General features: G+C 73.1%; 8 protein-coding genes. 2 read left to right on the forward strand and 6 right to left on the reverse strand.

Features of this window, described 5'->3' with window-relative positions; translation table 11 throughout:
• Window positions 1-398: 398 nt before the first annotated feature.
• The 4 genes from Actob_RS25730 to Actob_RS25745 form a co-directional block, all read right to left on the reverse strand.
• Window positions 399-1,175 (reverse strand): LPXTG cell wall anchor domain-containing protein, encoded by a 777-nt coding sequence (locus tag Actob_RS25730; protein ID WP_284922387.1) that lies wholly within the window; start codon window positions 1,173-1,175, stop codon window positions 399-401.
• A gap of 201 nt (window positions 1,176-1,376) precedes the next feature.
• Window positions 1,377-1,772 carry a GNAT family N-acetyltransferase gene (locus Actob_RS25735; RefSeq protein WP_284914384.1) on the reverse strand — a complete coding sequence of 132 codons (396 nt, stop codon included), beginning with the start codon at window positions 1,770-1,772 and terminating at the stop codon, window positions 1,377-1,379.
• Window positions 1,769-4,588 carry an FAD-binding and (Fe-S)-binding domain-containing protein gene (locus Actob_RS25740; protein ID WP_284914385.1) on the reverse strand — a complete coding sequence of 940 codons (2,820 nt, stop codon included), beginning with the start codon at window positions 4,586-4,588 and terminating at the stop codon, window positions 1,769-1,771. Before Actob_RS25740 ends, Actob_RS25735 begins: the two co-directional genes overlap by 4 nt.
• Before the next feature lie 96 nt (window positions 4,589-4,684).
• Window positions 4,685-7,900, reverse strand: a complete 3,216-nt coding sequence (locus Actob_RS25745) for an NACHT domain-containing protein (protein ID WP_284914386.1) — start codon at window positions 7,898-7,900, stop codon at window positions 4,685-4,687.
• 78 nt (window positions 7,901-7,978) lie between these two features.
• Here Actob_RS25745 and Actob_RS25750 point away from each other — a divergent pair, with 78 nt between their 5' ends.
• Both Actob_RS25750 and Actob_RS25755 read left to right on the forward strand, forming a co-directional pair.
• Window positions 7,979-9,019: a hypothetical protein gene (locus tag Actob_RS25750; protein WP_284914387.1), complete on the forward strand. Its 1,041-nt coding sequence runs from the start codon at window positions 7,979-7,981 to the stop codon at window positions 9,017-9,019.
• A gap of 89 nt (window positions 9,020-9,108) precedes the next feature.
• Window positions 9,109-9,987 carry a patatin-like phospholipase family protein gene (locus Actob_RS25755; RefSeq protein WP_284914388.1) on the forward strand — a complete coding sequence of 293 codons (879 nt, stop codon included), beginning with the start codon at window positions 9,109-9,111 and terminating at the stop codon, window positions 9,985-9,987.
• 25 nt (window positions 9,988-10,012) lie between these two features.
• Here the strand turns inward: Actob_RS25755 and Actob_RS25760 are convergent, their stop codons facing one another.
• Together Actob_RS25760 and Actob_RS25765 are read right to left on the reverse strand one after the other, a co-directional pair.
• Entirely contained in the window at window positions 10,013-10,672 is a 660-nt protein-coding gene (locus Actob_RS25760; protein ID WP_284914389.1) for a response regulator transcription factor, read from the reverse strand.
• Entirely contained in the window at window positions 10,669-11,940 is a 1,272-nt protein-coding gene (locus tag Actob_RS25765) for a sensor histidine kinase (RefSeq protein WP_284914390.1), read from the reverse strand. The genes Actob_RS25760 and Actob_RS25765 overlap by 4 nt, the downstream gene beginning before the upstream one ends.
• Window positions 11,941-11,993: the final 53 nt, after the last annotated feature.

Consider the following 11,993-nt stretch of genomic DNA (forward strand, 5'->3'; position numbering starts at 1 on the left):
ACCGCCGGTCCCCGGTGCGCCATGCGGTCCGGCGATCAGGTCGCCGCCGAACCACTCTGACCAGTGGCGATACCACCCGAAAGAGGTTCGGCTCGAAGACGCTGACCGTTCGGCTGGCCGCCCAGTTCAGCGCGGCCGGCGCCACCGGCTCGCCGGCGACCACTTCGGTGCCGAGCCGGCGCAGCGAACTCCCGGGACACCGACCAGCCGCGCGCGGTCGTCCGGGCATGCCGGCCGGTGGCTCGGTCGGCTCCATGATGGTTTTGGCGGCCCCGCGAGGCGCGGCCTGCTGGCGACGCGGGCGAACGACTCGGTCGCGCCGCGCGAAGCCGCCACGGCCTGCGCGGCACGGCGGGCGCCCGGCTCGACGAGGCGTCAAGCCGGGCGTGGCGTGTCCGCTAGGCCACGAAGCGGGAACGGCGGCGGCGGCCGATCAGGTAGCCGGCGCCGCCGAGGAGCAGGAGGGCGCCGCCGATGCCGGCCACGGTCCCGGTCGCGGCACCGGTCACGGGCAGCCCGTCGCCCTCACCGTCCTCGCCGCCGGAGGCGCCCGCGCCGGTGGAGGCGGTGCTGGAGGCGCTCGGGCCGGTGGAGGCGGTGCTGGAGGCACTCGGGCCGGTGGAGGCGGTGGCGACCGGGGTGACGCTCGCCGAGGCGCTCGGGGTGGCGCTCGGCGACGACGTGGGCTGGGCGGCGCAGTCGAGCGCACGCGCGGCGTACAACCCGTCGTTCAGGTAGGTCAGGAAGTCATCGATCGTCCCGGCGTCGAGCGCCTTCTTCGCGGCCGCCTGCACGTTTTCGCCGGCGTCGGTCAGCGTGCGGAGCACCGAGACCCGCAGATCCGTCAGCCAGGCGCTCCGCAGGTCCGTCTTGAGGAACGCCCGCAGGTCATCGGCGGTGCCGTCGAGCCGCTGCTGCATCACTGTCGGCAACACGGGCAACGACTCGGCACGTGCCGCGGCCATGATCTGGTTGGCGCGAAGCCGGACCTCGGTATCGGTGGCGGTATCCAGGTCGATCGTGGTGACGATCGTGCGCAGATCCTTGAACACTTTGCGGTCGGCGGTCTGGCAGGCCTGGTCGAGTCCGGACGGCTCAACCTGCGCCACCGCAGGTGCCGCTGGAATCAGGAAGGCCAGCGCCACCAGGACACCGGCCGACGTCTTCCCTCGCATGTGGATCGTCCTCCCCGTTGCCAGCAAAAGCACGGAGATACTACAGACGGTCAGCGGACGGGTCAGCAAAGGTGATCTTTCCCGCAGGCGCCGGATCGCTGGGGGTCGCGGTCCGATTGCTTTCGGTACGGCGGGAGCGCTCACCGCGTACCGAAAGCAGACGGACCGGACCCGGAGCGGGCCTCGCGCGGACCGGCGGCCTCAGAGGGGTTTGGTGCAGAGCACGTCCGGCATCGGCAGGTAGCCGAGCGCCTGCCAGAAGCGCAGACCGGCCTCGTTGTCCGGCATCACCAGCAGGTTGACGCGCGGACAGCCGAGCGCGCGGAAGCGGCCCTCCAGCTCGCGGACCAGCGCGGCGGCGATGCCCTGCCGGCGGCGGGCCGGGTCGACGGCGAGCCGCAGGATCCAGCCGCGCCGGCCGTCCCAGGTGCCCAGCACCACCCCGGCCACCCGGTCGCCGTCCACCGCGACCAGGAACAACTCGGGGTCACGGGCCAGCTTCAGCTCCAGCTCGGCGCGCGGGACGATCTCGCGGGCGGCCGCCGCCCAGACGGCGGCGACCGCGGCGTAATCGGTCCAGCGGAAGGTGCGGATCATCGGTTCTTCTCGGCGAGGGCGTTCGCCAGCAGCTGGACCAGGTGCACGCCGGAGACGCCGGCCAGGTCGTCGGCCTGGGTGCGACAGGAGAACCCGTCGGCGAGGAAGACGTCACCCTCCTCGGCCTGCTCCAGCGCGGGCAGCAGCTGCTGCTCGGCGACCTGCACGGACACCTCGTAGTGCCCGCGTTCCACACCGAAGTTGCCGGCCAGGCCGCAGCATCCGCCGAGCCGCTTGACCGTGGCGCCGGCGTTCTTCAGCAGCTTGGCGTCGGCCTCCCAGCCCATCACGGCATGGTGGTGGCAGTGCGGCTGGGCGACCACCCGGACCCCGGCCAGCGACGGCGGCGTCCAGTCCGGGGTGGCGGCGAGCAGCTCGGCGACGGTCTTGGTGGCGGCGGCCACCTCGCGGGCCGCCTCGTTGTCGACCAGTTCGACGGCGTCGCCGCGCAGCACACCGGTGCAGGACGGCTCCAGGCCGACGATCGGGATGCCCTTCTTGACCGCCCGGTGCAGCTCGTCGACGGTGACGCCGAGGATCCGGCGGGCCGCGTCGAGCTGGCCGGTGCTGATCCAGGTCAGGCCGCAGCAGGCTTTCCTGCTGGTCACCTGCGGCGCGTAGCCGGCGTCGACGAGCAGGTCGACGGCCGCCTGGGCGATCTCCGGCGCGAAGTGGTCGGTGAAGCTGTCCACGAACAGGATGACCGGCTTACCGGTCCGCACCGGCTGGAAGGTGGACTTGAACGTCTTGCCGGCGAAGGTGGGGATCGATCGCCGCGCGTCGACACCCGCCGCGTACAGCGCCAGGCTGCGGATGCCCGGCAGGCTGGTCATCAGGTTCGCCAGGCGCGGCATCCGGGACGCCAGCCGGGACCAGCGCGGCAGCCAGCCCAGCGAGTAGTGCGAGCGCGGCCGGGCCCGTCCCCGGTAGCTCTGGTGCAGGACCTCGGACTTGTAGGCGGCCATGTCGATCCCGGTCGGACAGTCCGACGCGCAGCCCTTGCAGGACAGACAGAGATCAAGGGCGTCGTGTACGGCCTCCGCCCGCCAGTCCGGCGCCAGGTCCCCGTCGAGCATCTCCTGCAGCACCCGGGCTCGTCCCCGGGTCGAGTCCTTCTCGTTCTTGGTGGCCAGGAACGACGGGCACATCACCCCGCCGAGCACCGTCGTGTCGACCCGGCACTTGCCCACCCCGGTGCACCGGTGCACGGCCTGGTTGAAGTCCCCGCCGTCGTGGTGGTACGCCAGCGCCAGCGGCACCGTCACCTTCCGCGCCTGCGACACCCGGATGTTCGCGTCCACCGGGTCCGGGTCCACCAGGTTGCCCGGGTTCAGCAGGTTGCCCGGGTCGAAGGTGTGCTTGATCTGCCGGAACAGGCTCATCGCGGCGGGCGAGTACATCCGGCCGAGCAGCTCGCTGCGCGCCCGCCCGTCGCCGTGCTCGCCGGAGAGCGACCCGCCGTAACTGACCACCAGGTCGGCGGCGTCCTCCAGGAACGCCCGGAACTTGCCCGGCCCGCCCGGCTTGTCCAGCGGGAAGTCCAGCCGCACGTGCACGCAGCCGTCGCCGAGGTGCCCGTACGGCATCACGGACAGGCCGTGCCGCTCGCACAGCGCGTCGAAGTCCCGCAGGTACGCCCCGATCCTGGCGGGCGGCACCGCGGCGTCCTCCCAGCCGGCGTGCGCGGGCAGCCCGCTCGGCGCGCGCCCGGCCAGCCCGGCGCCGTCCTCGCGGATCTTCCAGAGCGGCGCGGCCCGCGCGGTGTCCTCGACGATCACGTGGTCGATCGCCCCGGCCGCCGCGACGAGGCCGGCCACCCGGTCGCGGACCTCCGCCAGGTCGTCGCCGGCGATCTCCACCAGCAGCCAGGCGGTGCCGCCGGGCAGGGGCGGGACGGCGTCCGGGCCGCGCCGGCTGCGCACCACGTCGCAGATCCGGTGGTCGAGGCCCTCGCAGGCGGTCGGCGTGAACTCCAGGATCGCCGGGATGACGTCGCCGGCGGTGCCGAAGTCGGGGTAGCCGAGCACCACCAGAACCCGGTGCGCCGGGTCGGCGACCAGCCGGACGGTGGCCTCGGTGACGATCGCCAGGGTGCCCTCGCTGCCGACCAGGAACTCGGTGAGGTTGAACCCGTTCTCCGGGAGCAGGTGCTCGACCGCGTAGCCGGAGACCTGGCGGCCGAACGTGGCGAACTCGGTCCGGCCGACAGCGAGGTTCGCCCCGATCAGCTCGCGCAGCGCGTCCACCGTCTTGTCGGCGCCGCGCGGCTCGGGCCCGGTGACCAGCCGCTCGCCGTCGATGGTGAACGCCGTGAGCGCGACAGTGTTGTCCGAGGTCCGGCCGTAGCCCAGGGTCCGCGAGCCGCACGAGTTGTTGCCGATCATCCCGCCGATCGTGCAGCGGGTGTGCGTCGACGGGTCCGGCCCGAACCGCAGACCGTACGGTTTCGCCGCCGCCTGCAGCACCGCCTGCACGGTGCCGGCCTGCACCCGGGCGGTCCGCGTCTCGGCGTCGATCTCGAGGACCTTGTTCATGTGCCGGCTGAAGTCCAGGATCACCCCCGGCCCGATCGCGTTGCCGGCCACCGAGGTGCCCGCGCCCCGCGCGGTGATCGGAATACCCAGCTCGCGGCAGACCCGCAGGGTCGCCGCCACGTCGTCGTCGTGGCGCGGCCGCACGATCGCCTGCGGCACGACCCGGTACAGGGAGGCGTCGCTGGCGTACGCCGAACGGTGCGCCGCGTCGGTGAGCACGTCGGGGACGCCGGCCCGCGCCAGGGCTTGGACGAGGTCGGTCGAGATCGCTGCGGTTGTCACGTATCAGGGCAATCTGTCGGCGGGTAGCGGGGCGGCTCGCACATTACCGACATGCTAGGTCCGGGCGGCGGCGGCTTCCCGCAGCTCGGGACTAGGTCACACCACGATCGCGCGGATCCGGCGGTTGACATCGGGGCGCCGGTTCGCATGCTGCTCCAGGAGCACGCGGGCCTGCTTGGCGTCGATCCGCGGGTGGATCAGCCCGAGCTCGGCGAGCCGGATCGCGGCGTCCAGCTCGACCTCCGCCCACTCCGTGGCGGGGTGGCTCTCCAGATACTGCACCAGCAAGGGAGCCAGCTGAGCGCCTCCGACCGAGTCCAGATGCGCCAGGAGGCAGCTGACCAGTTCGGTCCGATAATGCATCAGATCGACCGGAAGCCGGGAGAGGATCCGAACGATGTCGGTGGCGGTGAGCTCCCGATCGCGTTCGATGCGATGCAGAACGAGGTCGAACCAGCAACTCTCGAAGTCGGCTTCCTGGAGGCAATGCCGATAGCGCTCCGCCCGGTCTGCCACCGGTTCGGAAGACCGGCTGATCAACAGCAGCATGTCGTGCATCAGACTCGTCATCCGACCACGCGCACCCGGCCCGAAAATCATCCCACTGGCGACGCCGAATTGCTTCCGCACGAGCGGTTCCACGGCATGGTGCCGCATGTCGCCGGCCGGGTCGCAGATGAAATGGGCCTCCTGCCCCGCAGGGTGGAGCACATTGCCGGCTACCCAATAATCGTTGACGTCCGGGTCGCCTTCGCCGATGACCCACGCCAGGTCCACCGTAGGGAGGTCAGCCGGGTCGCCGTCGAACGTGAGCTCGATGTCCCGCTCGCCGCCGGAGCCCACGCGTTTCACCACCACCAGGTCGAGCAGCCCGGCCCAGCCACTCGCGGCGTCCTGCGACTTCCAGAGCAGCGCCATGTCCCGCCAACCCCCAATGGCCTCCGCATCCATGGTCTCGAACAGCGATCCGGCCGTCACGTTCTCCCCACACAAGGCCAGGAGCAGTAGGTTCGCGGTATAGGTAGCGATCCGGGAGGGGACCGTCAGCGAGCGCGGCTGATAGCCGCCGAACCCCCGCGGATCCCTCGGCTGCGGCGCCGCCCGGAACAGGTCGACCAGCAGCGCGGTCCACTCCGCCCGGGCAACGGCCGGCTTGGCCAGGACCATGCCGTGCAGGAACACCACCATCTGCCGCCGATCCGCCAGCGGCGCCCAGGAGAGCAGCGCGTGCAGCAGGTCGTCGTCGACCGGTTTGCCGCCGGTGAGGAAGGTGACGCCGCGCCGCGCGGCGACCATCTCGTCGACGATGTTGTGCAGGAGCCGGGCCACCAGGTACTCGCCGAACGTGGCGTGCAGGAACTCGTAGGTGCCGAGCCGCACCCCGTCCCGATCGGCGCCGGCGCGGTGCACGAAGTAGAACGAGCCGAGCGCCTCCTCCACCGCGCTCTGCCGCGCTCGCAAGCCGGCCGGGAGCGGCACCAGCCCGGGAGCGACGGGTGCCGGGAGAGCCTGCAGGTCCTTGGCCAGATCCTCCGCGGTCACCCACTGCGCGCCGCGGTTGAACATCGCGAAGGCCACCACGCTGAGCCGGTACAGCTGGGCCTCGACCAGCTGCGCACGCTCCCGCGGCGGCAGCCCGGCGCCCAGCTTGTCCACCTCCCGGCGGGCGAAGCGCTCCAGCAACCGCTCGTACAGCTCGTCCGGTCGCAGCAGGCCGGCGTCGCGCAGCGCGTTGCCCTCCGCGTCGTAGAGGGCCAGCATCAGCAGCAACAGCGGCTGCTCGGCCAGATGCCGATAGCGCAGCACGGTCGGCAGGTCCAGCGGCGCTTCCCCGCCCGCGAAACGGCCGGCGTTCGTCCGGTTCCAGACGTCGAGCCAGGCGGCGATCCGGTGCTCGTCGAAGGGCTCCAGCCGGACCGCGACGGTGCCCTCGCTGGGCTGCGCCCGGTCCGCGACACTGGTCCGGCTGGTGACGATCACCGCGACCGGCCGGCCCTGGTCCATCTCGCGGCGCTGAAACGCGGTGACCCGGCTCAGATAGTCCGTCTGGCTCACCCCGGTCGCCTGGAGCAACTCGTCGAACCCGTCCAGGAGGACCAGCGGCAGGGCGTCGCCGGACGACCTGCTCAGCGCCGGCCACGCCAGCCGCTCGCCGGTGGCGTCGCGGATCGCCTGCTCGATCTGGTCCTGCAGGTCGGCCGAGGCGGACACCGTCCGCAGCGGCACCAGGACCGGCAGGAACGCGCTGGCCGGCAGCTGCCCGGCCAGCAGCTTGCTGAGCACCGACTTGCCAGAGCCCGGGTGGCCGAGCACCAGGAGCGGCGCGGCGGCCGCCTCCGCCGAGGTGAGGTGCCCGGTCAGAAAGGACAGCAGGTCATCCCGCACCGGCTGCCGCTCCCACCAGGTCTCACTGCTCAGTGGCATGCTCCCGGCGACGACGCAGGCCCGGTACAGCTGCGGCAGGAAGGCCTCCGCCAGCGAGGGCATGCGCAGCCCGGTCGGCATGTCGTCGGACGGCCGGTCGAGCGCCGTCGCGTAGGCGCGGGACAGCTCGGCGCGGCGCTCGTCGGGCACGCGGCCGTCGGCGAGCCGGTCCAGCACGGCGCGCAGGCCGGCCAGCGCGGTGGTCGCCTCGCGCAGCCCGGCGCGGGTCGCGTTGTGCTCGCGCATCCCGGCCCAGAACGCCACCTCCGGGAACTCGGCCGCCAGTCGCCCGAGCAGGCTGTCGTACCGGTCCACGGCGACGCTCGGCACGCTCACCAGCGCCTGCAGCGCCAGCTCCTGCTCGCGGCCGGACAGTCGTTGCCAGACGGCGAGTCCCTTCAGGAAGTCGCCGGCCTTGCCGGTCATCCGGTGGTAGTGGTCGGTCAACTGCCGGCGGAACTCCTCGTGCGGCTCGGCGGCGCCGGGCACCGGCGCCGACCAGCCGGCATGCCACCCGGCGCCGGCGGCAGTACCCAGCGAGCGCTGCTCCTCGGCGGTGAGCTCCAGATCCCGGTACTCGACCACCAGTTCCGTCGCGGCGAGCGCCTCGAAGTAGGCGGTGACCGCCAGCACGGCGTGGGCCGCCCGGAGCCGCTCGGTCCGTTCCCAGCGGGACAGTTTCGAGCGGCGTTCGACGAGTCCGGTCACCAGTCTCTCGGCGACCTTGCTCAGCTCGGCCTTCGCGTCGAACCAGCCGAGCAGGTCCCGGAACGGGCCGATGGCCGCCAGCAGGCCGGCCCCGAGCAGCGTGTCCAGGAGCTTGACCCACCTGTCCCGGTCACCGCCGAGCAGCTTGACGGCGTCGTCGTAGCTCACCTCACGTCCCACCGGCGCAGTATCCCAGCGACTGTCCACCGTGCTCGGCGCGGCCGCGGTGCCCGGGCCGTACGAAAATCGATGTTGGTGATGCGTCAGCCGGTGGGTGGCGGCCGCGTGGTCGAATGGGGCATGCTGCTCGCCCCGATGCTCGCGGCCGCGGTGGCGGCCGGCCCGGTCTGCCAGGTCGACGACAAGCGGTTGGACGAGGTCTCCGGGCTGGTGGCGACCGATGCCGGATATGTGATGGTCAACGACGGCGCCGACGAGGCGTCGCATCGGAAGATCTTCTATCTGCGGCCGGACTGCTCGCTGCGGCGCACGGTGTCCTATCCGTCGCGGCCGCGGGACACCGAGGACCTGCAGCTCGGGCGGGACGGGACGCTGTGGGTGGCGGACATCGGCGACAACGGGCAGAACCGGGACACCGTCGCGCTGTGGAGGCTGGCGCCCGGAGCGTCGAAGCCGAAACTGTTCCGGCTCTCCTACCCGGACGGCGCGCACGACGCGGAGGCGCTGCTGATCGGGGCGGACGGCACACCGGTGGTGGTGACGAAGACGCCGGGTTCGGCCGGGATCTACGTGCCGGAGGGCGCGCTGCGGTCCGGCGGGACCACGCCGCTGCGCGCCGCCGGCAGCGTGTCGGTGCCGATGACCACCACCAGCAATCCGTTCTCGCTGCCCGGCCGCTTGGTGATCACCGGGGCGGCGAGCAGCCCGGACGGGTCGCGGGTGGTGCTGCGGACCTATGCTGACGCTTTCGAGTACGACGTGAGCGGCGGGGACGTCGTCAAGGCGCTCACCACCGGGACGCCCCGGCAGGTGGCGCTGCCGGACGAGCCGCAGGGCGAGTCGGTGGCCTACACGGCCGACGGGACCGCGCTGCTGACCATCTCGGAGGGCTCGAAGCCGACCCTGTTCCGCCATCCGCTGCCGGCCGCCCCGTCGCCCGCCGCCGCGGGCTCGTCCGCGTCGCCGGCCGCCGCGTCGTCCCCGGCCGGCAAGCAGCCGAGGACCGTGGTGAAAGCGGCCGACGACAGGCCGAACCGCCTGCCGATCCTGCTCGTCGTGCTGGCCGGGACGGCCGTGATCCTGGCGGCGGCCGTCCTCCTCCGTCGCCGCCGCCGGTGAGCCGGGCCGCTCGGCGACGTCACGACGAAACGTGCGGCTAGCCCGACGCCCCTTTCCTCCGGCGCGTTCGCTGGCTACCGTTCTGGATCATGACAAGGGCTCTCGTTCTCGGCGGCGGCGGCGTGACCGGCATCGCGTGGCATCTCGGCCTGCTCTGCGGCCTGCAGCGGGCCGGCGTGTCACTGACCAGCGCGGACACGATCATCGGCACGTCGGCCGGCTCGGTCGTCGGCACGCTGGTGGCGGCCGGCATCGACCTGGAGGCGGCGGTGGCCCTCCAGGAGGTCCCGGCTCCGCACCGGTCCGGCGGTGACGGCGGCGCCGGCGGTGACAACCGCGGCGCTACCGGCGGTGACAACCGCAACGGCGGCAGCACCGGGCGGTGGCTGGCCGCGATGGCCGTGCTCGCCGACCCGTCGGTGCCCGCTCAGCAGGCCCGCGCTCAGGTCGGCGCGATGGCCCTGGCCGCCGGCACGCCTCCGGAGCAGTCGTTCCTCGCGCAGATCGAGGCGATCCTGCCGGTGCGCGACTGGCCGGACCGCGACCTGCGGATCACCGTCGTCGACACGGCCGACGGGCGGGACGAGGTGCTGACCGCCGAGTCGGGCGTGCCGCTGCTGAGCGCCGTCGCCGCGAGCTGCGCGGTGCCCGGCCTGATGTCGCCGATCACCATCGGCGACCGGCGTTACATGGACGGCGGGGTCCGGCTCGGGGCCGGCGCCGACCTGGCCGCCGGCGCGGAGCGGGTGGTGGTGATCGCCCCGCTCGCGATGCTCAGCCGCGACCGGATCGTCACCGAGCTGGCCTCGACCGGCGCCGCGAAGACCCTGCTGATCGAGCCGGACGAGGCCACCCTCGAGGCGTTCGGCGGCAACTTCATGGACCCGTCCCGGCGCGCCCCGTCGGTCCGCGCCGGGTTGGCCCAGGCCGAGGCCATCGCCGACGCGGTACGCGCGGTCTGGTCCTGACCGGCCGCGGGACGAGCGGCCGGGCTCACTGGGTCGTGTCGGCCAGGCCGCACTCGTAGCCGAGGATCACCGCCTGCACCCGGTCGCGCAGGTCGAGTTTGCCGAGGATCCGGCCGAGGTGGGTCTTGACGGTGCTCTCCGACAGGACCAGGGTGGCGGCGATCTCGGGGTTGGACAGCCCGCGGGTGACCAGGGTGAGCACCTCCCGCTCGCGGCCGGTGAGCGCGGCGAGCCGCCGGTCGGCGGCGGCTCGCGGCGGCGTGCTGCCGAGGTAGTGCGCGATCAGCCGCCTGGTCACGCTGGGCGCGGCCACCGCCTCGCCGGCCGCCACCACCCGGACCGCGGAGACCAGGTCGGCGGCGAGGGCGTCCTTGAGCAGGAAGCCGCTGGCCCCGGCGCGCAGGCCGGCCAGCACGTACTCGTCCAGGTCGAAGGTGGTCAGGATGAGGACCCGGGCCGGGTGCGGGCCGGTGCGGATCCGGCGGGTGGCCTCGATGCCGTCCAGGCCGGGCATCCGGACGTCCATCAGCACCACGTCGGGCCGGGTGCGGGCGACCACGTCGAGGGCCTGCGCGCCGTCGGCCGCCTCGCCGACCACGTCGATGTCGCCCGTCGCGTCGAGCACCAGCCGGAAACCGGTGCGCACCAGCGTCTGATCGTCGACGAGCACCACCCTGATCCTCATGGGCTCACCGGCAGCGACGCGCCCAGCCGGAACCCGCCGCCCGGCCCGCGCCCGGTCTCCAGCGCCCCGCCCAGCATGCCGACCCGCTCGGCGATCCCGTGCAGCCCGCTGCCGTGCCCGTCGGCGCCGGCCGCCGGCCCGGGGCCGTCGTCGAGCACCTCGACCCGCAGGCAGTCCGGCTCGAAACGCACCCTGACCTCGGCGGCGGCGTCCGGGCCGGCGTGTTTGAGGGTGTTTGTCAGCGCCTCCTGCACGATCCGGTACGCCGACAGGTCGACGGCCGCGGGCACCACCTCGGGCACCCCGTCGATGTGCAGGTCGATCCGCATGCCGGCGAGCCGCAACTGGTCGACGAGCGCCGGCACCGTCCCGATCCCCGGCAGCGGCGCCAGCCCGGCCGGCTCCGCCCGGTTCGCGGCCAGCAGCCGGCGCATCTCGGCGAGCGACGACCGGCCGGTCTCGATCACGTGCCGGAGGGCGGTGGCGGTGCTCTCCGGATGCCGGTCCAGCGCGGCGGCCGCGCCCTGCGCCTGGACCACCATCACCGACATGCCGTGCGCGACCACGTCGTGCAGCTCCCGGGTGATCCGGGCCCGCTCGGTCGCGACCGCGAGGGCGGCCCGCTGCCGCTCCTCCCGGGCCAGGTCGGCGGTGCGCTGCTCGACGGCGGCCAGATGCGCGCGGCGGCTGCGCATCCCGTCGCCGACAGCGAACGCGGCGACCATCAGCAACCACAGCTCCAGCACCGCCTGACTGCTGTCGATCATCGCGTTCGCCCACATCTCGGCGGGGGTCACCGCCATCGTTTTCGCCGCCTTGTCGGGCGCCTCGGTGGTCATCACGACCTTCTGCGCCTTGCCGTTGCGCAGCGCCTCGCTGTCGGTGCGGACCCGCCCGCCCAGCATCGCCGCATAGGTGAGCAGCATGACGACGAGCAGCACGCTGAGCGCCACCCGCCGGCGGCGCACGGTGGCGGCCACCGTGTAGACCACCAGGGGCAGCGCCAGGTCGAGCAGCTGGAACTTGGTCTGCATCAACAGGTGGCCGAACGCGCCCGCCCCGGTGAGGGCCAGTGCCAGGACGGGGCGCGGCTGGCGGATCAGCAGACCGGCCATCACCAGCCCGGCGAGCACCCACCAGGCGGTCCCGCTGGGGCCGCCCCCGCTCGACTTCTGGTCGTCCAGAAATCGGGGCACGTAGGCGGGCCCCAGGGTCAGCAGCAGCAACGCCAGCGCGAGGGCGGCGTCGGTAAGGAATCGACGCGGCACGCTCCCATCGTAGGAAGTCGCGCGGCGGAAAGCGTCAGACCCAGGTCGTACAT

The organism is Actinoplanes oblitus (genome assembly GCF_030252345.1).
Classification (GTDB): Bacteria; Actinomycetota; Actinomycetes; order Mycobacteriales; family Micromonosporaceae; genus Actinoplanes; species Actinoplanes oblitus.